This window comes from Pseudomonas sp. FG1, from assembly GCF_034313875.1.
In the GTDB taxonomy this organism is placed as follows: Bacteria; Pseudomonadota; Gammaproteobacteria; order Pseudomonadales; family Pseudomonadaceae; genus Aquipseudomonas; species Aquipseudomonas veronii.
This window is the reverse complement of sequence record NZ_JAVIWP010000001.1, coordinates 916,804-940,383: the sequence shown is the minus strand read 5'-3', so window position 1 is coordinate 940,383 and position 23,580 is coordinate 916,804. Positions and strand designations below refer to the sequence as shown.

The following is a 23,580-nucleotide window of genomic DNA, read 5'->3' as shown; positions in this document are numbered from 1 at the left end:
ATTCAGTACGGATTGATCCATGTCCTCTCGCGAAATCCGCATCGCCACCCGTAAAAGCGCCCTGGCCTTGTGGCAGGCCGAATACGTCAAAGCACGTCTCGAGCAGGCCCACCCTGGGCTCCAGGTATCCCTGGTGCCCATGGTCAGTCGCGGCGACAAGCTGCTCGACTCGCCGCTGTCGAAGATCGGCGGCAAGGGTCTGTTCGTCAAGGAACTGGAAACCGCGCTGCTGGAAAACGAAGCCGACATCGCCGTGCATTCGATGAAAGACGTGCCCATGGACTTCCCCGAAGGCCTGGGCCTGTTTTGCATCTGCGAGCGCGAAGACCCGCGCGATGCCTTTGTGTCCAATACCTACGCGTCCCTGGATGAGCTGCCGTTGGGCAGCATCGTCGGCACTTCCAGCCTGCGTCGTCAGGCCCAGTTGCTGACGCGTCGCCCGGATCTGCAGATCCGCTTCCTGCGCGGCAACGTCAACACGCGTCTGGCCAAGCTCGATGCCGGTGAATATGACGCGATCATCCTCGCGGCGGCCGGTTTGATCCGGCTCGGCTTCGAGGACCGCATCACCTCGGTCATCAGCGTCGAAGACAGCTTGCCCGCCGGCGGGCAGGGCGCAGTGGGCATCGAATGTCGCACCGCCGACAGTGAAATCCACGCCTTGCTCAAACCGCTCGACCACCACGACACCGACGTCCGTGTCACCGCCGAGCGCGCCCTGAACAAACACCTCAATGGTGGCTGCCAGGTGCCGATCGCCTGCTACGCCGTGCTCGAAGGCGAAAACCTGTGGCTGCGTGGCCTGGTGGGCGACCCGGAAGGCGGCAACTTGATCACCGCGCAAGTGCGCGGGCCGCAGCGTGATGCGACGGCGCTGGGGATCCAGGTTGCCGAAGAGCTGCTGGACCAGGGCGCCGGTGCCATCCTGCAAAAAGTCTACGGCGAGGCCGGTCCGCAGTGACCGATTGGCGTGTGCTGCTGACGCGGCCTGCCGAGGAGTCTGCGCTGTTGGCGGCGTCGTTGTCGGATGTCGGGATTTTCAGCAGCAGCCTGCCGTTGCTGGAGATCGAAGCCTTGCCGGTCACGCCTGAGCAGCAGGCGGTCTGGGCTGACCTGGGTCGCTATTGCGCGGTAATTGTGGTCAGCAAACCAGCGGCGCGCCTTGGCGTGCAACGCCTGGAGCGACACTGGCCGCGGTTGCCGTGGTTCAGCGTGGGTGCCGCCACCGCCCAGGTACTGGCCGATCAGGGCCTGGACGTTCATTATCCGCCCAGCGGCGACGACAGCGAGGCATTGCTGGCCTTGCCCGCCTTGCGCGAGGCTGTTGCGCGCACCGATGCGCGGGTGTTGATCCTGCGCGGCGAGGGCGGGCGAGAGCTGCTGGCGGAGCGTTTGCGCGAGCAAGGTGCTAGTGTCGACTATCTGGAGTTGTATCGCCGTTTCCTTCCGGCCTACGACCCGGGTGTACTGATGCAGCGCATCCAGTTGGAACGCTTGAACGGCCTGGTGGTCAGCAGTGGGCAGGGTTTTTTGCACCTGCAGGCCCTGGCCGGTTCGGATTGGCCACAGGTGGCCCGGCTGCCGTTGTTCGTGCCCAGCCCGCGCGTCTATGAGATGGCGCGGGCGGCTGGCGCAGAAAAAGTTGTGGATTGTCGCGGCGCGAGTGCCGCGGCTTTGTTAGTGGCGTTACGGAGCCATTCCGTTCCCACTCTCTGATACGCAAAGGATGGATACGTGAGCGAAACAGCCTTGCCTAAAGATGAAGCTCAGCCCGCGCTCGATGCGCCGGGCCAGACACCGGTCACCGCGCCGCGCCGTGGCAATGGCCTGGCAATCGTCGCCTTGCTGCTGGGTGCTGCGGGCGTTGCCGCCGGCGGGTGGGGGATCTGGCAGGTCCGCACCCTGCAAGCCAGCAACCAGCAACAGCTGAGCCAGGTAAAGAGCCTCGACGACCAGTCCCAGACCCTCAAGCAAAGCCAGCAACAGTTGGCTGCACGCCTGGCGCAACTGCCGGGTGCGGACGAGCTGGAGGAGCGCCGCCGCTTGCTGGCCCAGTTGCAGGGCGACCAGCAGCGTTTGGGCCAGCGCCTGGAAACCGTGCTCGGGGCCAGCCGCAAGGACTGGCGCCTGGCAGAAGCCGAACACCTGATTCGTCTGGCGAGCCTGCGCTTGTCTGCCCTGCAGGACATCAACAGCGCGCAGTCGCTGGTCCAGGGCGCCGACGAGATTCTTCGCGAGCAGAGCGATCCGGGTGCCTACGCCGCGCGCGAGCAATTGGCCAAGAGCCTTGCCGCGTTGCGCAGTACCGAACAACCGGACCGTACCGGGCTCTACCTGCAATTGGCGGCCTTGCGCGATCAAGTCGTGCAACTGGCGGCGATTGCGCCGGAGTACCAGCTTCAGGAACCGACATCCCATGGGCGTCCGACCACCGATACGGAAAACCGCTTGAGCCAATGGTGGGAGCAGCTCTCGCGTTACTTCCGCATCGACTTCAACCCCGATGACAACATTCGCCCACTGCTCGCCGGCCAAGGCCTGAACCAGGTTCGCCTGGCCCTGAGCCTGGCCCTCGAACAGGCGCAATGGGCTGCGCTCAATGGCGAGGCGGCGGTGTACAGCCGTTCGCTGGGTGAAGCGCGCAGCGTGTTGCAGGACAACTTCAACCAGGACAACCCGCAGAGCAAAGCGATGCTCGCGCGTATCGCCGAGCTTGAGCCCAAGGCCGTCTCGGTCGTGACTCCGGACCTGGCCGCCAGCCTGGCCGCCGTGCAGGCATACCTTGAACGTCGTCACTTGCCTGCCGACGAAGCCAAGGCTTCGGCCGGCACGCCGGCGAGCCGGGAGTAGAGCCGATGAAGCGTTTCTATGTGATCCTGGTGCTGGCGATTGCGGTCGCCCTGGCGCTGGCCGTGGGCATTTCGAAACACACCGGCTACGTGTTGATTACCTATCCCCATCTGCTGCATTACGAGTCGAGCCTGTGGGCTACCCTGGTGGCGGTATTTGTCATCGGCCTGGCGATCTACCTGATTCGTGTGTTGTTGAGCCTGTTGAGCACCTCGGGCGGCGTGGTCAACCCATGGTCGCGGCGTAACCGCAGCCGGCGCGTGCAGATCGCGATCGAGCACGGCCAGATGGACCTCGCCGAAGGCCGCTGGGCCAGTGCCGAACGTCACCTGCATCGTGCCGCCGAAGCCGAACGCCAGCCGCTGTTGTATTACCTTGGCGCGGCCCGGGCGGCAAACGAGCAAGGGCGATATGAAGAGTGCGACGGCCTGCTGGAGCGCGCCCTCGAGCGACAGCCCCAGGCCGAACTGGCGATTGCCTTGAGCCATGCACAATTGCAGACGGACCGTGGCGACACCGACGGCGCGCTGACCACCTTGCAGGCCATGCACGAGCGTCATCCGCATAACGCCCAGGTGCTGCGCCAGTTGCAACGCTTGCATCAGCAGCGGGGCGATTGGTCGTCGGTGATTCGTCTGTTGCCTGAGCTGCGCAAGGACAAAGTATTGCCGGCCGGCGAATTGGCCGAGCTGGAGCGCCGCGCCTGGGGTGAAAACCTGAGCCTGGCCGCCCAGCGGGAAGAGCAGGGCGAAGCGGGGTTGCAGGCGCTTGAGCGCGCCTGGCAGCAACTGACGTCCGCCCAGCGCCAGGAGCCGCCGTTAGTGCTGGCCTACGCCGAGCAACTGCGCCAGCTGGGCGCCGATGCCAAGGCCGAAGAGGTGCTGCGCGGCGCGCTCAAGCGTGCGTATGACAGCCACCTGATCCGCCTGTATGGCCTGTTGCGCGGCAGTGACCCGGCCCGTCAGTTGAAGTTTGCCGAAGGCTGGCTCAAGGATCATCCCGGTGATGCCAGCTTGCTGTTGACCCTCGGGCGCCTGTGCCTGCAAAACAGTCTGTGGGGCAAGGCGCGGGACTATCTGGAAAGCAGCCTGCAGGTGCAGCGTAACCCCGAGGCGTGTGCCGAACTGGCACGCCTGCTGGCCCAGTTGGGTGACACCGAGCGCAGCAACCAGCTGTTCCAGGAAGGCCTGGGCCTGCTGGACAACCGTCTGCTCGCCTCACCGTTGCCCGCGCCGGTGCGGGGTTGAAGCAGGAACAGGTACGAGGGTTGGCTCGGATGCATCCGACAGCCAACCCTTGGGTTCTGTGTAAAGACTCGATTTAACTGGGTTCGTAATACATTCCTACGTTGCGTCAGGTTATGTCCTCCAAGCTCTGGCGGGATGTCCCTACGTTTTAACGGAATCGTCTGCTCTAACGCGTATTGAAAGGGGTCAGGCCTTTCCTCTACCGTAACGGCCTATCTCTCGCGGTACGGATAAACAATGTCTTTGGCCCCCTCACGCTCCTTGTTTTTCCTGGCGTTCATGGCCGGTGCGCTGACGTTGGGTGCGTCTTTCTACCTGGAATATGGCGCGCTGCTGCGGCCCTGCTTTCTGTGCCAGGTTCAGCGGCTATTCCTCGCCACCTTTACGTTGATCAACCTGGTCGCGGCTGTTCATAACCCCAAGCGCTACGGCATCTATGGGTACGGGTTGGTGAGCATGGGCTGTGCCGCGCTAGGTGCAATTACCGCGGTGCGCCAGGTGTTGTTGCAGAACACTGCGTCTGATCAGGCCGGCGATTGTTGGCCCAGTTTGCAGTACATGCTCGAAAACCTGTCGTTCTCGCAGGCGCTGCGCTCGATCTTCAACGGTACCGTCGACTGCGTGGAAATCACCTGGACCCTGTTCGATTTGAGCCTCCCGGAGTGGAGTCTGTTGTTTTTCGTGGCGATGTTGATCCTGGGTTTCATGCAGTTTTCACGGCTGATATTCAACCAACGCTTGCGCCTGTCGACACGCTGAAAAGTGGTCGCAAGTTGTAGGACGGGATTAAACACTTGTATGAACTTTCTCTCCTGCGTACCTTGAAGCCATAGTCATGCGGGCATAATCTGGCCCGCATGCGTTATTGAAACCGTTGTCAGATGCGGCTTTGTCCGGCTGCCGCTTTATCTTTGAAGTATTGCGCGGGCACACAGCGGCAGCGCCCCCTATAGGGAAGAGAGATCATCATGCTGGAAAGTTGTCAGAATGCTCAGGAACGCTGGGGTGGGGTGCACAAGCTGATCGACAGCTGGTTGAAGGCACGCCACGAACTGGTTCGGGCGTTTGATGCTCTCGGCGAGAAGCCCGAAGCATTAGCGATGAATCGCAAGCCGCTGCAGGCGTTTTGCGGTGTCTTGGTGGACTACGTGTCTGCCGGTCATTTCGGCGTCTACGAACAGTTGACCAAGGAGGCGGAAGCCTTTGACGATCAGCGTGGTCTTGAATTGGCCGAGACCCTCTACCCACGCATCGATGTGATCACCGAGAAGCTGCTGGCGTTCAATGACCTGTGTGATGCCGGCAAGTGTGTTGCCGAGAAATTCAAAGAGCTGGGCGGCCTGCTCCATGAGCGTTTCGAGTTGGAGGATTGCCTGATCGAAGTGCTGCACAATGCTCACCGGGATGTGGCTGTCGCCCCGGCCTGACCGTTGCTGATGAGATAAAAAAACGGTGCGTATGACGCGCCGTTTTTTATTGGATCAATGTCGGGTGCCGAGCAATTCGATCTCGAATACCAGGGGCGTGTAAGGCGGGATCAACGTGCCAGCACCGTCGGCGCCATAGGCCTGTGCCGATGGAATCACCAGGCGCCACTTCGCGCCCACCGGCATCTGTTGCAGCGCACTGCTCCAGCCGCTGATCACACTGTCCAGACGAAACCATTGCGCCTGGGTGCTTTGATCGAACACCGTCCCATCGGGCAATCGCCCCACGTATTTCACCTGAACCTCATCACTGGCCAACGGCTTGTTGCCGCTGCCGGGCGTGAGTTCCGTGAGCAGAACGCCATCGGCCAATTCGCGCACGCCGCTCGCGGCTTTTTCCTGGGTCAAAAACTGCTGTTCGGCCGTCAGTGCTTTTTCACTTTGCGGTACCTGAGCATCGGCTTCGTCCTGCGCTTCATGCTGCGCCAGGAGTTGTTCGATGCGCGCGCTATCCAGTGCCAGCGGTTTACCTTGATAGGCTTGCTTGAGACCCTCGATCAAGGCCTGGATCTGCAGGTCGGGGACTTCCTGGCGCAGCCGCTCACCGAGGCTGGCGCCCAGGCTGTACGCGAGGTCGTGCGCGTCCGGGGCAGTGGTTTTGGAGGGTGCCGGCTCGTTTGCATTGGCCACGGAAATCGCCAAGCCAAGCGCAAGAAAAAGGTAACGCGACATGGGTCTTCTCCAGCCGAAAGTGCGACGGATTATGCCAGTGTGAGAGGGTAAAAAGTGGCGTGGTTTTTCGTTATATCGATAAGATTTTTCGCACGGTGCAACGCAAGGCAAACGATACTGTCAACATGCCCTAGCGGCGGTAAGAGCAGAGGGCTAGTATGAGCCGCACCCACGTCAGCCAGGAGGTAAACCATGTCGGCCAAACAAAAGCCTGTAAATACCCCGTTGCACTTACTCCAACAACTCTCGGGCAGTCTGCTCGAGCATTTGGAAAGCGCGTGTTCCCAAGCCTTGGCTGATGCAGAAAAACTGCTCGCCAAGTTGGAAAAACAACGCGGTAAAGCGCAAGAAAAACTGCATAAGTCCCGCACCAAATTGCAAGACGCCGCCACTGCCGGCAAAGCCAAGGCTCAAGCCAAAGCCAAAGACGCAGTCAAAGAACTTGAGGACATGCTGGACGCCCTCAAGGATCGCCAAGCCGAAACCCGCACCTACATTTCCCAACTCAAAAAAGATGCTCAAGAAAGCCTGAAACTGGCCCAGGGCGTTGGTCGTGTGAAGGAAGCTGTATCGAAAGTGCTGGGCGCTCGTACACCGGCAAAAGCCGTTGCCGCCAAAGCGCCGGCTAAGGCCGCCGCCAAGCCAGCTGCCAAAACTGTTGCTGCAAAACCAGCTGCCAAGCCAGTTGCCAAGACCGCTGCTGCCAAACCGGCCGCCAAGCCAGCTGCCAAAACGGCTGCTGCCAAACCAGCCGCCAAGCCAGTGGCTAAAGCCGTTGCTGCCAAACCAGCCGCCAAGCCAGCCGCTAAAGCCGCTGCTGTAAAACCGGCTGCCAAGCCAGCTGCCAAAACGGCCGCTGCCAAACCAGCCGCCAAGCCAGTGGCTAAAGCCGCTGCTGCCAAACCAGCCGCCAAACCAGTTGCTAAAGCCGCTGCTGCAAAACCGGCTGCCAAGCCAGCTGCCAAAACTGCTGCTGCAAAACCAGCTGCCAAGCTAGTGGTTAAAGCCGCTGCTGCAAAACCAGCCGCCAAGCCAGTGGTTAAAGCGGCTGCTGCGAAACCAGCCGCCAAGCCAGTGGTTAAAGCGGCTGCCGCGAAACCAGCGGCCAAGCCAGTGGCTAAAGCTGCTGCTGCAAAACCAGCACCGGCCAAGCCAGCCACCCCGGCAGCATCGGTTGCTACCCCTGCAGCGCCAAGCGCATCGACCAGCACCCCTGCGTCGGTCGCGCCAAGCAACAGCACTCCAACCAGCGCTTCCTAAGTGCCGGTGACTGCGACGCGCAGCTGCTGCAGCGCGTCGTGGTCAAGGTTGGCGGCTCCCTCAGCCGCCAGGCCTTCCAACCATCGTTGACCCATCGCCTCGCCTGTCAGCCATGTCGTTGCCAGCGTTTCCAGGCGCGCCAGCAACTCGCGTTCCGCGTCCAGCTCCAGGGCTTTGACCCGCTCCCGTAACGCCGCCAAGGGCGCATCCTGCTGCGCCACGGCCCGCCATTGCCGGCGTACCTGTCGCAACGGTTCAACCACCTGCGATTGCCAGGGCTCGGCGATATGCCTTAGCGCCAGCGCGCGTTCACGCGTCAGCGCCACGCCCCGCTGTTCCAGCCACGCCCCGCAGAGCAACAGGCACACATCCGCGCCTTGTTCCTGCACACGCAGGCATGCAGCCTCGACGCCCGGGCGGGCGTAAGTCGAGAGGGCAAAGCTCCATAGGTCAGCGCACATATTCACACCCAAGCCAGCGGCCAACGAAGCTGGTAGACTCCGCCGCCATTATGATCCGACTTCAAAGCCTAACATTACAGCGTGGCCCGCAACGTCTTCTCGAAGACGCCGAGCTGACCCTGCACGCCGGTCACAAAGCCGGCCTGATCGGTGCCAACGGCGCCGGCAAATCCACGTTGTTCGCCCTGTTGCTGGGTGAGCTGACCCCGGACTCCGGGGACTGCTTACTGCCGGTCGACTGGCGCATCGCCCATATGCGCCAGGAGATCGACACCCTGGACCGCATCGCGATCGACTACGTGCTCGATGGCGACCTGCGTCTGCGCCAGGTGCAACACGACCTGGCCGCGGCCGAGAAAGCCCAGGACGGCGCCGCTCAAGCCCGCCTGCACGCGGAACTGGACAGCGCCGACGGCTACACCGCCGACGCCCGTGCGCGCAAGATGCTCGCCGGCCTTGGCTTTACCAACGAACAGATGGACCGCCCGGTCGCCGACTTCTCCGGCGGCTGGCGCATGCGCCTGAACCTGGCCCAGGCTCTGATGTGCCCCTCGGACCTGTTGCTGCTCGACGAACCGACCAACCACTTGGACCTCGATGCGATCCTGTGGCTGGAGGATTTCCTCAAGAGCTACCAGGGCACCTTGCTGCTGATTTCCCACGACCGGGATTTCCTCGACGCCGTGGTCGACAACATCGCCCACGTCGAACAGAAGAAAATCACCCTCTACCGTGGTGGCTACACCGCGTTCGAACGCGCCCGCGCCGAACGCCTGGCCCAGCAACAGCAGGCGTTCGAGAAGCAGCAGGCGCAGCGCGCGCACATGGAAAGCTACATCGCCCGGTTCAAGGCCCAGGCCACCAAGGCCCGCCAGGCCCAGAGCCGGATCAAGGCGCTGGAGCGCATGGAAGAACTGTCGGCGGCCCACGTCGATTCGCCTTTCGATTTCGTGTTCCGCGAGTCGGTGAAGATCTCCAGCCCGTTGCTCGACCTGTCCGATGCCCGCCTGGGCTATGGCGAGAAAACCATCCTCGAGAAGGTCAAGCTGCAACTCACGCCGGGCGCTCGCATTGGCCTGCTCGGGCCGAACGGTGCGGGCAAGTCGACGCTGATCAAGAACCTGTCGGGCGAGCTGCAACCCCTGGCCGGGCGCCTGACCCGTGGCGAGAACCTGGTGGTCGGCTACTTCGCCCAGCATCAGTTGGACTCCCTGGACGCCAAGGCCAGCCCGTTGCTGCACCTGCAGCGCCTGGCGCCGACCGAACGCGAGCAGCCCCTGCGCGACTTCCTCGGCGGCTTCGACTTCCGTGGCGCGCGCATCGATGAGCCGGTGCTGAATTTCTCCGGCGGCGAAAAAGCCCGCCTGGCCCTGGCGTTGATCGCTTGGGACCGGCCGAACCTGTTGCTGCTCGACGAACCGACCAACCACCTCGACCTGGAAATGCGCCTGGCGCTGACCATGGCCTTGCAGGAGTTCACCGGTGCGGTACTGGTGGTGTCTCACGATCGCCACTTGCTCAAGAGCACCACCGACAACTTCCTGCTGGTGGCCGACGGCAAAGTCGAAGAGTTCGACGGCGACCTCGACGACTACGCGCGCTGGCTGACGGAATACCGCCTGCGCAACGCGCCGACCAGCAACACCCCGGTCAACCCGGACAAAACCGACAAGAAGGCCCAGCGCCAGGCCGCCGCCGCCCTGCGTCAGCAGTTGGCGCCGCACAAGCGCGAAGCCGACAAGCTGGAAGCCGAGTTGGGCAAGGTCCACGAGCGCCTGGCCAAGATCGAAACCAGCCTGGGCGACAGTGCCGTGTACGAAGCCGCGCGCAAGGATGAACTGCGCGATCTGCTGGCCGAGCAGGCCAAGCTCAAGGTCCGTGAAGGGCAGTTGGAGGAAAGCTGGATGGAAGCCCTCGAACTGCTCGAAAGCCTGCAAGCGGAGCTGGAGGCGCTGTCCTGATGGACGCGCTGCAACTGCCGCTGCCGGCGCAATGGGTCGCGCCCGTGTGGATCGGCGTGCAAATCCTGCTGATCCTGCTGGCCGGCTACCTGACCCAGCGGTTTGTCGCCAAAGGCCTGACCCGCCTCGGCGAGCACTACCCCTTCCCGCCGCAGCTGTTGATGCCGCTGCGCGGCGGCTTGCGCTGGCTGATCATGGGCAGTGCGCTGATCTTCGTGCTGGAGCGCCTGGGCGTGTCCGCCACGGTGTTGTGGACCGCGCTGTCGGGGTTTGTCGCGGTGGCGGCGGTGGCGTTTTTCGCCATGTGGTCGGTGTTGTCCAACCTGTTGTGCGCGATCCTGATCTTCACCGTCGGGCCGTTCCGCCTCGGTGATGTGGTCGAGCTGGTGGACACCGTCGACAAGCCCGGCGTCAAAGGCCGGGTAGTGGCGATCAACCTGCTTTACACCACGCTGATCGAAGTGGAAGAGGCGGGGACCGGCGGCGTGACGGTGCAGGTGCCCAATAGCCTGTTCTTCCAACGCTCGGTGCGCCGCTGGCGCGACAGTGCTGTCCTCCCGGGCGAGCGCTAGCGTTCACATCTTGCAAAAAACTATAGCCAGCCTTCGGTCGGCAGCGTTAGCTTAAGGCACAACCGCAAACTCGCTGCTGAGGTGTGCAATGGCACTCGACACATGGCTGGCTTTTTTCCTCGCTAGTTGGATCATTTCCCTTTCTCCTGGCGCAGGCGCCATCGCCTCGATGTCCAGTGGCCTGCAATACGGTTTCCTGCGCGGCTACTGGAACGCCATCGGCCTGCAAATCGGTCTGGCGATGCAGATCGCCGTGGTCGCCGGCGGGCTGGGAGCCATTCTGGCGGCGTCGTCCACCGCGTTCTATGCGATCAAATGGTTTGGCGTGGCGTACCTGGTGTACCTGGCCGTCAAGCAATGGCGCGCGCTGCCCATGGACATGACCGATGACGCCGCAGTACGGCCGATCGGCAAGCCGATGGCAATGATGTTCCGTGGCTTTCTGGTCAACGCCAGCAACCCCAAGGCGTTGGTGTTCATGCTCGCGGTGCTGCCGCAGTTCGTGAACCCGCAGGCGCCGCTGCTGATCCAATACCTGATCCTCGGCGCGACGATGATCAGCGTCGATATGATCGTGATGGCGGGCTATACCGGCCTGGCGTCGAAAGTCTTGCGCCTGTTGCGCACGCCCAAGCAGCAAAAACGCATGAACCGCACGTTTGCCGGGTTGTTCGTGGGGGCTGCGGGCTTCCTCGCCAGCTTGCATCGCGCGACGGCTTGAACCCGGACCGGGCTGAAGAAACCGGATCGACAATGTGGGAGCGGGCTTGCTCGCGATAGTGGAGTGTCAGTCACCGAGTCAGTCGGCTGACCCACTGCTATCGCGAGCAAGCCCGCTCCCACATTGGTTTTGCGTTGCCTGTGCGCGTTGGGGGCAGCGCAGAATCGTCGGGCGTGGCGTCATTGCTTCAGCTGAATCTGCTCTGTTACTCAAAATACAAATCACTTACACCTTGAGTCAAATCTCATAAAGCTCAACAATGTGTTACTTCGTATTTCCCTTTGAGATTCGTTCATGACTGCCCCCTTCCGTTTTCTCGCCTGGCTGCTATTGCCGGCGTTGATGTCGTGCAGCTTCAATCTGTTGGCCGCGCCTGCCGAGGGCGCCACGAAAGCCCTGCATTTGCTGGACTATATCGGCGCGGACTATCCGCCGACGGTAGCGGCGGGCAAGGTCGTCGATGAATCGGAATACCGTGAGCAGGTGGAATTTCTGGGGGTATTGCAGGGCCTGGTGGCTGAGCTGCCGTCCAAGCCCGAGCGCGCGGAATTGGTCAAAGGGGTCGATGAATTGGTCGCGGCCGTGACCGCTCGTCAGGAAGGCGCCAGCGTGGCGCACCAGGCCCGACAGTTGGGCGCCAAGCTGGCGGCGGCGTATGAAGTCAGCCAGGCCCCGGCGATTACGCCCGACCCGACTCGCGGCGCACCACTGTATGCCCAGCACTGCTCGGTCTGCCACGGCACGGCCGGCGCCGGTGATGGCCCGGCGGGTGTCGGCATGACGCCGCCGCCGGCGAACCTGCAGAACGCGGAGCGCCTGGACCGCCTGAGCCTCTATGCGATCTACAACACGCTGGGCCTGGGCGTCGAAGGCACGGACATGCCGTCCTTCGCCGACCAACTGGACGAACGTCAGCGCTGGGACCTGGCCACCTACATCGCCGGCTTCACGGCCGACCCGGCTGCCGCGAAAAGCGCGCAACCGTTCAACCTCGCCGACCTGGCCCGCCAGACCCCCAATGAAGTGCTGGCCGCCAACGGCCCGGCCGCTGCTGCGACGTTCCGCGCCCAGCGTGCCCAGCCGCCGCAGGTCAAGCGCGGCCCGGCGCAGTTGCTCGACTACACTGCCGCCACCCTCGACAAGAGCCTTGCGGCGTTCCGCAACGGTGACCATGAGCAAGCCTACGACTTGTCGGTAGCGGCGTATCTGGAAGGGTTCGAGCTGGTGGAAAGCTCCCTGGACAACGTCAACGCCAACGTGCGCAAAGACACCGAGAAGGCCCTGATGGCCTATCGGCAGTCGTTGCAGGACGGCTTGCCGCTCGAACAGGTGCAGCAGCGCCTGGACGCCGCCAAGGGCAAGCTCACCGAATCTGCCGGCTTGTTGGGCGGCGATGGCCTGAGCTGGTCGTTGAGCTTTATCTCAGGCTTGCTGATCCTGCTGCGCGAAGGTCTGGAAGCGATCCTGGTGCTGGCGGCGGTCCTCGCCTTCCTGCGCAACACCGGCCAGGAATCGGCGGTGCGCGGCGTCCACGTCGGCTGGGGCCTGGCCTTGTTGGCCGGCTTGGCCACCTGGGCATTGGCGGCCTATGTGATTGATGTGAGCGGCGCCCAGCGCGAATTGCTCGAAGGTTGCACGGCGTTGTTTGCCAGTGTGATGGTGCTGTGGCTCGGCGTGTGGATGCATGACCGGCGCCACGCAGCGGCCTGGCAGGACTACATCAAGAGCAGCCTGGTGGGCGGCGGTGGCCGTTTCGGCTTCGCGCTGCTGGCGTTCTTCTCGGTGTACCGCGAGCTGTTCGAAGTGATCCTGTTCTACGAAACCCTGTGGTTGCAAGCCGGCCCGGCCGGGCACAACGCCGTGCTGGCGGGCGGCGCCACGGCGCTGGTGCTGTTGATGGGTCTGGCGTGGGTGATCCTGCGCGGTTCGGCGAAGCTGCCATTGGCGCTGTTTTTCGGGATCAACGCGGCGCTGCTGTGTGCGTTGTCGGTGGTATTCGCCGGGCACGGCGTGAAGGCGTTGCAGGAAGCCGGTATCTTCGGCACGCGGCCGGTGGCGTTCTTTGACTTCGACTGGCTGGGTATCCACGCCGATGCCTACTCGCTGAGTGCGCAGGTGGTGGCGATCCTGGCGATTATGGTGATGTATGGCCGCAGTCGGATCGCCGACAAGCGCCGGCTGGCGGCATAAGCATGCGCGTGTGGATCGACGCCGATGCCTGCCCGCGCGCGGCCAAGGACCAGGTGGTGAAGTTCGCCCTCAAGCGTCAGTTCGAGGTGGTGCTGATGGCCGGGCAGAGCCAGATCAAGCCGGCCTTCGCCTGCGTTAAGCTGATCGTGGTGCCCAGCGGCCCGGACGCGGCGGATGACTACCTGGTGGAGCACGCGGTGCCCGGTGAACTGGTGATCTGCAGCGACGTGCCCCTGGCTGACCGCCTGGTGAAGAACGGCGTGACGGCCCTCGACCCGCGCGGCAAGGAATTCAGCCCGCAGAACATGAGTGAGCGGCTGGCGGTGCGTAACCTGTTCACCGATCTGCGCGAGCAAGGCCAGATGGGCGGTGGTCCACCGCCCCATGGGGAAAAGGACAAGCAAGCGTTCGCCAACGCACTCGACCGCCTGCTCACACGCTTGATGCGGGCCGGTTAGTCGTTTTCGTGGGTCAGCTCCAGCACCCGATCCACCAGCTTGTTGATGCCTGACGCAACTTCGCTGATGTTCTTGCCGAGCATATAGGCGGGAGTGCTGACCAGCTTGCGCGCGGTGTCTTCGACGATATCGTCCACCGCGCATGCCTGGTGGTGGGCGCCCATCTTGTCCAGCACGGCGGCGGTGTCGGCATCGTTGCCGATGGTGCAGGTCACTCCCGGGCCATAGATCTTCGCGGCCAGGGCCGGCGAGATGCAGATCAGTCCCAGCGGCTTGCCCGCTTCGACAAAGGCTTCGGCCAGCGCCAATACCTGCGGGTTGAGGCTGCAACCGGCGCCTGCGCTGGCAAAGTTCGACAGGTTCTTCGCCGCGCCAAACCCGCCAGGCACGATCAGCGCGTCGAAATCCTCGGCGTTGGCTTCACGAATGTCTTTCACGTCGCCCCGGGCAATGCGGGCGGACTCCACCAGCACATTGCGCGACTCGGGCATTTCTTCGCCCGTGAGGTGGTTGATCACGTGCAACTGCGCGATGTCGGGTGCAAAGCATTGGACCTGAGCGCCGCGCTGATCCAGGCGCAGCAGGGTGATCACGCTTTCATGGATTTCTGCGCCGTCGTACACGCCACAGCCGGAAAGGATCACTGCAATCTTTTTGCTCATGGGCATTTCTCCTGATTCATGGCGTTAAATGTCTACTAATTTGTCATCTGTTGCCAATGGGAACTCCCGCCGCAGCCCCTAATCTTGATGCAATAAAAACAGACCGGACTAGCCCATGGACTTCGTGCCTTACGCGGTACCGTTTTTCATCGCCTTGATCGTGGTTGAACTGTTCGTCGACCGTTGGCGCGGCGCGCGCAATTATCGGGTGGCGGATGCCATCAACAGCCTCAGCACTGGCGTGCTGTCCACCACCACCGGGCTGCTGACCAAGGGCGTGGGATTGCTGACCTACGCATTCGCCCTCAAGCACCTGGCGCTGATCGAGCTGTCGGCCGAGAGCGTCTGGACCTGGGTGTTCGCCTTTGTGTTCTACGACTTCTGCTATTACTGGCTGCATCGCTGCGGTCACGAGCGCAATATCCTGTGGGCCGCGCATTCGGTGCATCACCAGAGCGAGGACTACAACCTCACCACCGCCTTGCGCCAGACCAGCACCGGCTTTCTGCTGAGCTGGATCTTCTATCTGCCTCTGGCCGTGCTCGGCGTGCCGCTGGTGGTGTTCATCAGCGTCGCCTCGCTCAACCTGCTGTATCAATTCTGGGTCCACACCCGCCATGTGCCCAAGCTCGGCTGGTTCGAGTGGTTCTTCGTCACCCCGTCCAATCATCGGGCCCACCATGCACAGAACGCTCTCTACATGGATCGCAACTACGGCGGGGTGTTCATTATTTGGGACCGGCTGTTTGGCTCGTTTCAGGAAGAAGACGAAAACGAGCCGGTGATCTTTGGCGTCACCACCCCCTTGGCCAGTTGGAACCCGCTGTGGGCCAACCTGCAGTTCTATGCGCAGTTGTGGAGTGACGCGCGGCGCACGCAAAGCCGTTGGGACAAGCTGCGCATCTGGTTCATGCGTACCGGCTGGCGGCCGGCCGACGTGAAGGCCAACTACCCGTTGACCAAGCCGGACTTGAGCCAGTTCCGCAAATTCGAGGTGCCGCTGGATACGCGGCAACAGGTGTACGTCGCCCTGCAATTCGCGGTGTATGTGGGGTTTGGCAGTTATCTGATGAACATCGGCGAAGGGCTGCCCACGGCGGCATTGGTGCTGGGCTGGAGTGCAATGGCGTTGGGCCTGTTCAGCCTGGGCGTCGCCCTGGAGAACCGCCCGTGGGCGTTGAAGGCGGAACTGGTGCGCCTGGGCCTGAATGTGCCGCTGGTATGGCTGGCGCCGCTGGTCGGGCTTTGGCCGGCCAGCCACCTGGGCTGGCCGGGTCTGTTGAGCTACAGCTTGCTGAGCCTGATTGGCCTCTACTGCTGCCGAGGCCGGCTTACTCGACTGGCGTCTTAGGCGGCTCGGTCGGGCTGGTCTCACTCAGTTGTGCGGCCGCCAGTCGGGCCTTGGCGTCGACACAGGCTTGACGGGCGATGCGCGCGTTCTTGAACCGCCGCCGCAGCCAGAGAACCAGGCCCAGCAGTAACAACGCACCCAGCACCCACAGCTCGTACTTCTTGATGCTGCCCAGCATGCCTTCCAGCACCGCGCCGAAATGGTACGCCGCCGCACCGAGTGCCGCCGCCCAGACCGCCGCGCCAATGCCGTTGAGTAACAGGTAGCGCAAGGGCGGATAGCCGGACAGGCCAATCGCCACGGGCATCACCGTGCGCAATCCGTAGACAAAGCGGAAGCTCAACACCCAGATATCCGGGTGCTTGCGGATATGTTCCAGGGCTTTGTCGCCCATCAATTGCCAGCGCGGTTTACGTGCCAACAGTTTGCGGCCGTGCTTGCGCCCCATGTAATACCAAAGCTGGTCGCCGGCGTAGCTGCCAAAAAAAGCAACGACCACCACCAGGTTGATATCCATGTACCCACGGAACGCCAGGAAGCCTGCGAGAACGAGTATGGTCTCGCCTTCGAAGAACGTCCCGAGGAAGAGGGCAAAGTAGCCGAAGTCATGCAGAAATTGTTGAAGCATGGTCTGGGTGCTGGCGAAATGAACGCGCAGCCTACGCCTTCGCGATCATTCGTGAAAGTATCGAGATGTGTCACGAAGTGAACAATTCCTACAGAAACGCCGAATGCGACTACAGGTCGCATCGTTAAGCACAACTGTCATACCTTCGTCATAATGGCCGCTTATAACTGCAACACTCGCCCGTAAACGCGGGCTCAGGAGTCTGTCGTGAGCTTTACCCCTGCCAATCGCCTGTTTCCCGCGACCCGTCTGCGTCGCAACCGTCGTGATGATTTTTCTCGCCGTCTGGTCCGTGAAAACGTACTGACCACGAACGATCTGATCCTGCCGGTCTTTGTGCTGGACGGGGAAAACCGTCGGGAAGCCGTGGCGTCGATGCCGGGTGTCGAGCGCTTGACCATTGATCTGCTGCTGGAAGAGGCGGCGAACTGGGTCGAGTTGGGGATTCCGGCGCTGGCGCTGTTCCCTGTCACGCCTGCTGAACTCAAGTCCCTCGATGCCGCCGAAGCCTGGAACCCGCAAGGGATCGCCCAGCGCGCCACCCGTGCGTTGCGTGAGCGCTTCCCGGAATTGGGGGTGATCACCGATGTGGCCCTGGACCCGTTCACCACCCACGGGCAGGATGGCATCCTGGATGAAGACGGCTACGTGCAGAACGACATCACCGTCGACGCGCTGGTCAAGCAAGCCTTGTCTCATGCCGCCGCCGGGGCCCAGGTGGTCGCGCCGTCGGACATGATGGACGGCCGCATCCAGGCGATCCGCGAAGCCCTGGAGCTGGCCGGCCACGTCAATGTGCGGATCATGGCCTACTCGGCCAAATACGCCAGTGCCTACTATGGTCCGTTCCGCGATGCGGTGGGCTCGGCCCTGAACCTGGGCAAGGCCAACAAAGCCTCGTACCAGATGGACCCGGCCAACAGCCATGAAGCCCTGCACGAAGTGGCCGCCGACCTGGCCGAAGGCGCCGACATGGTGATGGTCAAGCCCGGGATGCCTTACCTGGACATCCTTTATCGGGTCAAAGAGGAATTCAAGGTGCCGACCTTTGTCTATCAGGTCAGCGGTGAATACGCCATGCACATGGCCGCGATCCAGAATGGTTGGTTGAGTGAAGGGGTGATCCTCGAATCCCTGACAGCCTTTAAACGTGCTGGCGCTGATGGCATTCTGACCTACTTCGCCGCCCGCGCTGCCCAATTGCTTAGAGAGCAACAATAGCCCTCACAGGAACACTCGATGAATACCGAAGGACTCTCAGAAGTTGCCGTAAAAGACGCCCACCCGGTGGTCGAATCCGTCGCCGAGACCCCGCCGGTGCCGGAGCCTGCGCCGCCGGTGGTGGTCGCCGAAGCGCCGGCCCCGGCGCCAGCGCCTGCCGTGGTGACCAACCTGGATGACAGCAGCCTGTACATCCACCGTGAGTTGTCACAACTGCAATTCAACATCCGCGTGCTGGAACAGGCGCTGGATGAGTCCTATCCGTTGCTGGAACGCCTGAAATTCCTGCTGATTTTCTCCAGCAACCTGGACGAGTTCTTCGAGATCCGCGTCGCCGGCCTCAAGAAGCAGATCACCTTCGCCCGTGAACAGGCCGGCGCCGATGGCCTGCAACCGCATCAAGCCCTGGCGCGCATCAGCGAGCTGGTACACGGGCATGTGGATCGCCAATACGCAATCCTCAACGACATCCTGCTGCCGGAACTGGAAAAACATCAGGTCCGCTTCATCCGTCGCCGTCACTGGACCACCAAGATCAAGACCTGGGTGCGTCGCTACTTCCGCGACGAGATCGCGCCGATCATCACGCCGATCGGTCTCGACCCGACTCACCCGTTCCCGTTGCTGGTCAACAAGAGCCTGAACTTCATCGTTGAGCTTGAAGGTATCGACGCCTTCGGTCGCGACTCCGGCCTGGCGATCATCCCGGCACCGCGTCTGCTGCCACGGATCATCAAGGTACCGGAAGAGGTGGGGGGCGCTGGCGATAACTATGTATTCCTGTCGTCGATGATCCACGCGCACGCCGATGACCTGTTCCAGGGCATGAAGGTCAAGGGCTGCTACCAGTTCCGCCTGACCCGTAACGCCGACCTGGCGCTGGACTCCGAAGACGTCGAAGACTTGGCCCGCGCCCTGCGCGGCGAGCTGTTCTCGCGGCGCTACGGCGATGCGGTGCGTCTGGAAGTGGCCGACACCTGCCCGAAACATCTGTCGGACTACCTGCTCAAGCAGTTCAACCTCGGCGAGAGCGAGCTGTACCAGGTCAACGGCCCGGTCAACTTGACGCGTCTGTTCAGCATCACCGGCCTGGACAGCCACCCGGAGCTGCAATACACGCCGTTCACGCCGCAGATCCCGAAACTGCTGCAAAACAGCGAAAACATTTTCAGCGTGATCAGCAAGCAGGACATTCTGTTGCTGCACCCGTTCGAGTCCTTCACCCCGGTGGTCGACCTGTTGCGCCAGGCCGCCAAGGACCCGCACGTACTCGCCGTGCGCCAGACCCTGTACCGCAGCGGTGCCAACTCGGAGATCGTCGACGCCCTGGTGGACGCTGCGCGTAACGGCAAGGAAGTCACCGCGGTGATCGAACTGCGCGCGCGCTTCGACGAAGAGTCCAACCTGCAACTGGCCAGCCGCCTGCAAGCGGCCGGCGCGGTGGTGATCTACGGTGTGGTCGGGTTCAAGACCCACGCCAAGATGATGCTGATCCTGCGCCGCGAAGCCGGTGAGATCGTGCGTTACGCGCACTTGGGCACCGGCAACTATCACGCCGGTAACGCCAAGCTCTACACCGACTACAGCCTGCTGACCTCCGACGACGCCTTGTGTGAAGACGTCGGCAAGTTGTTCAGCCAGTTGATCGGCATGGGTAAGACGTTGCGCATGAAGAAGCTGCTGCATGCGCCGTTCACCCTGAAGAAGGGCATGCTCGACATGATCGCCCGCGAGACCCAGTTCGCGCTCGACGGCAAACCGGCGCACATCATCGCCAAGTTCAACTCGCTGACCGATCCGAAGATCATCCGCGCGCTGTACAAGGCCAGCCAGTCCGGCGTGCGTATCGACCTGGTAGTACGCGGCATGTGCTGCCTGCGGCCGGGCATTGCCGGGGTCTCGCACAACATCCATGTGCGCTCGATCATCGGGCGCTTCCTGGAGCACACGCGGGTGTTCTACTTCCTCAACGGCGGGGAGGAGCAGATGTACCTCTCCAGCGCCGACTGGATGGAGCGCAACCTCGACAAGCGCGTGGAGACGTGCTTCCCGGTGGAAGGCAAGAAGCTGATCATGCGGGTCAAGAAAGAGCTGGAAAGTTATCTCACCGATAACACCCACAGCTGGAGCCTGCAGTCGGACGGCCGCTACGTGCGCAACACGCCGACCGGCAACCAGAACCCGCGCAGCGCCCAGGCCACCTTGCTGGAGAGGCTGGGTAGCCCGATTCTCGCAGTGAATTAACCGACCTAATGTGGGAGGGGGCTTGCCCCCGATGGCGGCAGTTCAGTCAAAGTACCAAGTGACTGACCCACCGCCATCGGGAGGTCGAATCGTCGCACCGCCCCTCCCACATGTATTTTCGGTGTTCTTTAGCGCACGTTCAGGCTGAACCCCACCCGCGTCAGCCACTCCGCTTCCTGGGCGAAGTCCGCCTGGGTCAGTTGGTTCTCCTCCAGCCAGCCTTCCGGGAACACCACGTCGAGGCTGTCGCCGCTGGCGCGCAGGGTCACCTGGGGCATTTCCTGGGTGCCACGGATGTGGTGGAACAGGATCGCAAAGCGCAGCAGCACGCACAGGCGGATCAGCTTGATGCCTTCGTCACCGAATTCGGCGAACTTGTCCTTGGGGATATTGCGGCGATGGCCGCGTACCAGCAGCGCGAGCATCTGCTGGTCTTCCCGGGAGAAACCAGCCAGGTCGGAGTGCTCGATCAGGTAGGCGCCGTGCTTGTGGTAATGGTAGTGGGCGATATCCAGGCCCACTTCATGCACCTTGGCCGCCCAGCCCAGCAGTTCGCGCCATACACCGTCTTCCAGGTCCCAGTCCGCGGCCACCTGGTCGAAGGCATGCAGGGCTTTGCGTTCCACGCGGGCCGCTTGTTCCAGATCGGCGTGATAGCGCTCCATCAACGAGCTGAGGGTGCGCTCACGCACGTCCTCATGGTGATGACGGCCGAGCAGGTCGTAAAGCACGCCTTCGCGCAGGGCGCCGTCGCAGTGGTCCATGCGTTGCAGTTCGAGGGCGTCGAAGATCGCTTCGAGAATCGCCAGGCCCGCCGGGAAAATCGTGCGGCGGTCGGGCTTGATGCCATCGAAGTCGATTTTTTCGGCATCTCCCAGCTTGAACAGCTTGCGCTTGAGCCACGCCAGGCCTTCGGCGTTGACCTCGCCGGTGCCATGGCCGCCGGCTTTCAAGGCCAGGCCGATGGCGCGGATGGTGCCGGACGAGCCGATCGCTTCATCCCACGACAGGCGATGCAGGGCGTGCTCGATGCTCATGATCTCCAGCCGCGCCGCCGTGTAGGCCTGGGCATAACGCGCCGGGGTGATCTTGCCGTCCTTGAAATAACGCTGGGTATAGCTGACGCAGCCCATCTGCAGGCTTTCGCGCAGCAGCGGCTCGAAGCGCTGGCCGATGATGAATTCGGTACTGCCGCCGCCGATGTCCGCCACCAGGCGCTTGCCGGGGGTGTCGGCCAGGGTGTGGGACACGCCGAGGTAGATCAGGCGCGCTTCTTCGCGTCCGGAGATGACTTCTACCGGGTGCCCGAGGATCTCCTCGGCGCGGCGGATGAATTCGCCCCGGTTACGGGCTTCGCGCAACGCGTTGGTGCCGACGATTCGCACAGCACCCGGGGGCATGCCGTTGATCAGCTGGGCAAACCGCTTGAGGCAATCGAGCCCGCGCTGCATGGATTCTTCATTGAGCTGGCGCGCGTCGTCGATTCCGGCAGCCAGTTGGACTTTTTCGCCTAGCCGCTCAAGGATGCGGATTTCGCCGTTCTGGGCCTTGGCCACGACCATATGAAAGCTGTTGGAGCCCAGGTCGATGGCGGCGATCAGGGACAGATTCTTGGCTTGGGATTGCGGCATGGTTAGAGGGTCTCGGTCGATAACCTGACCATCGTGCCACGATCGACCGCTGGAGCCAACGCGTAGCGCTCCGGTAATTTTCCTAAGGGTGTCTGCGAGGAATTCTTGTGGGAAATGTAGGGTGGGTTTCTAAATATCCACTGAATGAGGTTTTAGTTTTGTAGGAGTTTTTAACTAGTTGTTGTTGTAAAGCTTTTTATGATTTTCCCTACAGAGTGCTTGTTGATGTTCCATTGGTTTTTTTGTTTAGGACTACCTCGCGGTCGGGTAAAGGCGACTCTTTGTTTTTACGGCTCCCACACTAACTGATGTGTTATCTGATTCTTTAATGAAGTGCCAAAGCGACAGACTGTCACCCGGCAATATTGCCTGGGTGTTATTTATTTATAGTCGTGCAGGTCCGGAGAAATAAGCCGTTTGGCGCTGGACTTGCCGAGAGATAAATAAAGAACGCCTGATAACTTTCAGTGACAGGTCGAATATGAAAAAAATTGTTGGATTGACTCTCGGTCTCGCTTGCCTGGCTGCGGCCATCAGTGCTAACGCATCCACCAGTGCCGAACTGGTCGTCAGGGGCACGATTAAACCCGCTGCCTGCAACCTCAGCATGACTGGCGGCGGCATTATCAATTACGGCGATATTCCTTCGGGCCAACTCTCCCAGACGGCGTTCAACCCGCTTCGGGAAATGACCACGCCCCTGTCCGTCAATTGCGGCACCGGCAGCGCTCCGTTCGGGCTGACATTCACCGACCTGCAGGCCGGCAGCAGGGTAACGGGCATCCTCAGTGCCCTTGGCGCAGGCTATACCGAGGTGCATAACTTCGGCTTGGGTTCGGTCGCTGGCAAAAATACCGGTGGCTATGCGGTTACGCTCAGGGACCTCAGGTCGCCGGGCAAAACGCTGACGGCTCTTACACGTGTCGGCGAAGGCGCGGCCTGGCAGAGCAGTGATGGCAAAGTCGCGAAATCGCCTAACCAATCTTCGTGGCGCAGTGGCACTTCGCTCATTCCGGCCGAACTCTCTCAACTGACTGGGACTATCGCAGTACGGGCCGTGATCAACAAAGGCCAAGACTTGAACCTGGCTCGCGACGTTACTCTTGATGGTCGCGCAACGCTTACTTTGGTTTACCTCTAAGCGGCTGAAATACAGCCGATCAAAGAACGCACGCGTTCTGATCGGCTGTTTTCATGTGGGTGCTTGGCTATCAATTGCCAACTTCATGGTCTGCGGGGAACACTGAGTGCGTAGTCTTTCAGTAATAAATAATCTGCTGTTGTTGTGTGCAAGTGTGTGTCTGTGTTTTACCGGCATGGTATTGGCGGACGGAATGTTGCCGGAAACCTCGGTTGTGGTTCTTTATGAGGAACAGGGCGAGGCCACGATAAATATCAAGAACACCGATTCGGGGCCGGCGCTGCTTCATTCAGTCGTACTGAACGTGCCCGAAGACGTAGAGCCCCTATTGATTGTCACGCCGCCTATTGCGCGTGTGGAACCCGGTGAAACCCAGTTGGTGCGTTTCATCAGCACCTTGGAAGCACCGCTGAAGACCCAGCGCTTGAAGCGTGTGTCCTTCGAGGGTATCCCGCAGGCGCGTGCCGCAGGGGGTGCGACCATCGGTATCACCCTTCGGCAGAATCTGCCGCTGATCCTGCACCCCAAAGGCTTGCCTCAACATCACACGCCCTGGGAGCTGCTGAAGTGGCGGCGGGCTGGAGAGAGGCTCGCTGTTCACAACGACAGTGCTTATGTGGTGCGCCTGGCGCCGGAGGTGCAGTTGCTACCCCAACGGGTTCTGGCGACGTTGCCGCGTGCTTACATTTTGCCGGGGGAGGCGTTGACGGCGAAGGTTGACGGAACATTGGACGGCTTGGCCGAAGTCGAGATCCAGCCCGCCACGGTCTATGGGTTTTCGGTGGACAGTTACCGCGCCCCGATCAGTACCGATGGGGGTTGA

Annotated in this window: 22 protein-coding genes; 17 read left to right on the top strand and 5 right to left on the bottom strand. The window is 61.9% G+C overall.

Annotated elements, in window-relative coordinates:
- The first annotated feature begins 19 nt into the window (after nt 1-19).
- The 6 genes from hemC to RGV59_RS04440 all read left to right on the top strand — a co-directional run bounded on the left by hemC (nt 20) and on the right by RGV59_RS04440 (nt 5,524).
- Complete coding sequence (gene hemC, locus RGV59_RS04465; protein ID WP_017845160.1) at nt 20-961, top strand: hydroxymethylbilane synthase; 942 nt, start codon at nt 20-22, stop codon at nt 959-961.
- Complete coding sequence (locus tag RGV59_RS04460) at nt 958-1,716, top strand: uroporphyrinogen-III synthase (RefSeq protein WP_017845159.1); 759 nt, start codon at nt 958-960, stop codon at nt 1,714-1,716. Before hemC ends, RGV59_RS04460 begins: the two co-directional genes overlap by 4 nt.
- 18 nt (nt 1,717-1,734) lie before the next feature.
- Entirely contained in the window at nt 1,735-2,850 is a 1,116-nt protein-coding gene (locus RGV59_RS04455) for a uroporphyrinogen-III C-methyltransferase (RefSeq protein WP_260473857.1), read from the top strand.
- A gap of 5 nt (nt 2,851-2,855) precedes the next feature.
- On the top strand, nt 2,856-4,097 hold the full coding sequence (locus RGV59_RS04450) for a heme biosynthesis protein HemY (RefSeq protein WP_017845157.1): 1,242 nt from the start codon (nt 2,856-2,858) through the stop codon (nt 4,095-4,097).
- Between the two features lie 237 nt (nt 4,098-4,334).
- Entirely contained in the window at nt 4,335-4,856 is a 522-nt protein-coding gene (locus RGV59_RS04445; protein WP_126585180.1) for a disulfide bond formation protein B, read from the top strand.
- 209 nt (nt 4,857-5,065) lie between these two features.
- Nucleotides 5,066-5,524, top strand: a complete 459-nt coding sequence (locus RGV59_RS04440; protein WP_017845155.1) for an Rsd/AlgQ family anti-sigma factor — start codon at nt 5,066-5,068, stop codon at nt 5,522-5,524.
- A gap of 54 nt (nt 5,525-5,578) precedes the next feature.
- Here RGV59_RS04440 and RGV59_RS04435 read toward each other — a convergent pair whose 3' ends face one another.
- The gene (locus RGV59_RS04435) at nt 5,579-6,256 is read right to left on the bottom strand and encodes an FKBP-type peptidyl-prolyl cis-trans isomerase (RefSeq protein ID WP_126585179.1); all 678 of its coding nucleotides are present in this window, start codon (nt 6,254-6,256) and stop codon (nt 5,579-5,581) included.
- Nucleotides 6,257-6,448: 192 nt separating this feature from the next.
- On the opposite strand from RGV59_RS04435, the gene RGV59_RS04430 reads away from it, so the two are divergent.
- On the top strand, nt 6,449-7,516 hold the full coding sequence (locus tag RGV59_RS04430) for an AlgP family protein (RefSeq protein ID WP_126585178.1): 1,068 nt from the start codon (nt 6,449-6,451) through the stop codon (nt 7,514-7,516).
- Here the strand turns inward: RGV59_RS04430 and RGV59_RS04425 are convergent.
- Nucleotides 7,513-7,977, bottom strand: a complete 465-nt coding sequence (locus RGV59_RS04425; RefSeq protein WP_104904263.1) for a TIGR02444 family protein — start codon at nt 7,975-7,977, stop codon at nt 7,513-7,515. The two genes, RGV59_RS04430 and RGV59_RS04425, sit on opposite strands and share 4 nt — an antisense overlap.
- Before the next feature lie 50 nt (nt 7,978-8,027).
- On the opposite strand from RGV59_RS04425, the gene RGV59_RS04420 reads away from it, so the two are divergent.
- The 5 genes from RGV59_RS04420 (at nt 8,028) to RGV59_RS04400 (ending at nt 13,879) form a co-directional block, all read left to right on the top strand.
- Nucleotides 8,028-9,938, top strand: coding sequence for an ATP-binding cassette domain-containing protein (locus RGV59_RS04420; RefSeq protein WP_126585177.1), 1,911 nt, complete (start codon nt 8,028-8,030; stop codon nt 9,936-9,938).
- A complete protein-coding gene (locus RGV59_RS04415) occupies nt 9,938-10,510 on the top strand; it encodes a mechanosensitive ion channel family protein (RefSeq protein ID WP_017845150.1) in 573 nt (190 codons plus the stop codon). The genes RGV59_RS04420 and RGV59_RS04415 overlap by 1 nt, the downstream gene beginning before the upstream one ends.
- Nucleotides 10,511-10,598: 88 nt before the next feature.
- On the top strand, nt 10,599-11,231 hold the full coding sequence (locus RGV59_RS04410) for a LysE family transporter (RefSeq protein WP_026139801.1): 633 nt from the start codon (nt 10,599-10,601) through the stop codon (nt 11,229-11,231).
- Nucleotides 11,232-11,525: 294 nt separating this feature from the next.
- Nucleotides 11,526-13,421 (top strand): FTR1 family protein, encoded by a 1,896-nt coding sequence (locus RGV59_RS04405; protein ID WP_126585176.1) that lies wholly within the window; start codon nt 11,526-11,528, stop codon nt 13,419-13,421.
- A gap of 2 nt (nt 13,422-13,423) precedes the next feature.
- The gene (locus RGV59_RS04400) at nt 13,424-13,879 is read left to right on the top strand and encodes a YaiI/YqxD family protein (protein WP_126585175.1); all 456 of its coding nucleotides are present in this window, start codon (nt 13,424-13,426) and stop codon (nt 13,877-13,879) included.
- Here the strand turns inward: RGV59_RS04400 and elbB are convergent.
- Nucleotides 13,876-14,541 carry an isoprenoid biosynthesis glyoxalase ElbB gene (gene elbB, locus RGV59_RS04395; protein ID WP_126585174.1) on the bottom strand — a complete coding sequence of 222 codons (666 nt, stop codon included), beginning with the start codon at nt 14,539-14,541 and terminating at the stop codon, nt 13,876-13,878. The two genes, RGV59_RS04400 and elbB, sit on opposite strands and share 4 nt — an antisense overlap.
- A 115-nt stretch (nt 14,542-14,656) precedes the next feature.
- Between elbB and RGV59_RS04390 the strand changes: the two genes are divergently transcribed.
- On the top strand, nt 14,657-15,892 hold the full coding sequence (locus tag RGV59_RS04390) for a sterol desaturase family protein (protein WP_126585173.1): 1,236 nt from the start codon (nt 14,657-14,659) through the stop codon (nt 15,890-15,892).
- On the opposite strand, the gene RGV59_RS04385 is transcribed toward RGV59_RS04390, so the two are convergent.
- Nucleotides 15,873-16,520: a DedA family protein gene (locus tag RGV59_RS04385; protein WP_046488873.1), complete on the bottom strand. Its 648-nt coding sequence runs from the start codon at nt 16,518-16,520 to the stop codon at nt 15,873-15,875. The two genes, RGV59_RS04390 and RGV59_RS04385, sit on opposite strands and share 20 nt — an antisense overlap.
- A gap of 207 nt (nt 16,521-16,727) precedes the next feature.
- Between RGV59_RS04385 and hemB the strand changes: the two genes are divergently transcribed.
- Nucleotides 16,728-17,741: a porphobilinogen synthase gene (hemB, locus tag RGV59_RS04380; RefSeq protein ID WP_057003998.1), complete on the top strand. Its 1,014-nt coding sequence runs from the start codon at nt 16,728-16,730 to the stop codon at nt 17,739-17,741.
- An 18-nt stretch (nt 17,742-17,759) separates the two neighbouring features.
- Nucleotides 17,760-19,985 carry a polyphosphate kinase 1 gene (gene ppk1, locus RGV59_RS04375; protein ID WP_017845142.1) on the top strand — a complete coding sequence of 742 codons (2,226 nt, stop codon included), beginning with the start codon at nt 17,760-17,762 and terminating at the stop codon, nt 19,983-19,985.
- Nucleotides 19,986-20,113: 128 nt separating this feature from the next.
- Here ppk1 and ppx read toward each other — a convergent pair whose 3' ends face one another.
- A complete protein-coding gene (gene ppx / locus RGV59_RS04370) occupies nt 20,114-21,616 on the bottom strand; it encodes an exopolyphosphatase (protein WP_017845141.1) in 1,503 nt (500 codons plus the stop codon).
- A 481-nt stretch (nt 21,617-22,097) separates the two neighbouring features.
- On the opposite strand from ppx, the gene RGV59_RS04365 reads away from it, so the two are divergent.
- Both RGV59_RS04365 and RGV59_RS04360 read left to right on the top strand, forming a co-directional pair.
- A complete protein-coding gene (locus tag RGV59_RS04365; RefSeq protein ID WP_017845140.1) occupies nt 22,098-22,757 on the top strand; it encodes a DUF1120 domain-containing protein in 660 nt (219 codons plus the stop codon).
- A gap of 106 nt (nt 22,758-22,863) precedes the next feature.
- Entirely contained in the window at nt 22,864-23,580 is a 717-nt protein-coding gene (locus RGV59_RS04360; protein ID WP_206614658.1) for a fimbria/pilus chaperone family protein, read from the top strand.

Bases quoted from the DNA above. Each gene is read 5' to 3' on its own strand.
- RGV59_RS04385 (WP_046488873.1), bottom strand. From the start codon at position 16,520: ATGCTTCAACAATTTCTGCATGACTTCGGCTACTTTGCCCTCTTCCTC.
- RGV59_RS04405 (WP_126585176.1), top strand. From the start codon at position 11,526: ATGACTGCCCCCTTCCGTTTTCTCGCCTGGCTGCTATTGCCGGCGTTG.
- RGV59_RS04450 (WP_017845157.1), top strand. From the start codon at position 2,856: ATGAAGCGTTTCTATGTGATCCTGGTGCTGGCGATTGCGGTCGCCCTG.
- RGV59_RS04430 (WP_126585178.1), top strand. From the start codon at position 6,449: ATGTCGGCCAAACAAAAGCCTGTAAATACCCCGTTGCACTTACTCCAA.
- ppx (WP_017845141.1), bottom strand. From the start codon at position 21,616: ATGCCGCAATCCCAAGCCAAGAATCTGTCCCTGATCGCCGCCATCGAC.
- RGV59_RS04420 (WP_126585177.1), top strand. From the start codon at position 8,028: ATGATCCGACTTCAAAGCCTAACATTACAGCGTGGCCCGCAACGTCTT.
- RGV59_RS04410 (WP_026139801.1), top strand. From the start codon at position 10,599: ATGGCACTCGACACATGGCTGGCTTTTTTCCTCGCTAGTTGGATCATT.
- hemC (WP_017845160.1), top strand. From the start codon at position 20: ATGTCCTCTCGCGAAATCCGCATCGCCACCCGTAAAAGCGCCCTGGCC.
- ppk1 (WP_017845142.1), top strand. From the start codon at position 17,760: ATGAATACCGAAGGACTCTCAGAAGTTGCCGTAAAAGACGCCCACCCG.
- RGV59_RS04365 (WP_017845140.1), top strand. From the start codon at position 22,098: ATGAAAAAAATTGTTGGATTGACTCTCGGTCTCGCTTGCCTGGCTGCG.
- RGV59_RS04390 (WP_126585173.1), top strand. From the start codon at position 14,657: ATGGACTTCGTGCCTTACGCGGTACCGTTTTTCATCGCCTTGATCGTG.
- elbB (WP_126585174.1), bottom strand. From the start codon at position 14,541: ATGAGCAAAAAGATTGCAGTGATCCTTTCCGGCTGTGGCGTGTACGAC.
- RGV59_RS04435 (WP_126585179.1), bottom strand. From the start codon at position 6,256: ATGTCGCGTTACCTTTTTCTTGCGCTTGGCTTGGCGATTTCCGTGGCC.
- RGV59_RS04440 (WP_017845155.1), top strand. From the start codon at position 5,066: ATGCTGGAAAGTTGTCAGAATGCTCAGGAACGCTGGGGTGGGGTGCAC.
- RGV59_RS04445 (WP_126585180.1), top strand. From the start codon at position 4,335: ATGTCTTTGGCCCCCTCACGCTCCTTGTTTTTCCTGGCGTTCATGGCC.
- RGV59_RS04425 (WP_104904263.1), bottom strand. From the start codon at position 7,977: ATGTGCGCTGACCTATGGAGCTTTGCCCTCTCGACTTACGCCCGCCCG.
- RGV59_RS04400 (WP_126585175.1), top strand. From the start codon at position 13,424: ATGCGCGTGTGGATCGACGCCGATGCCTGCCCGCGCGCGGCCAAGGAC.
- RGV59_RS04415 (WP_017845150.1), top strand. From the start codon at position 9,938: ATGGACGCGCTGCAACTGCCGCTGCCGGCGCAATGGGTCGCGCCCGTG.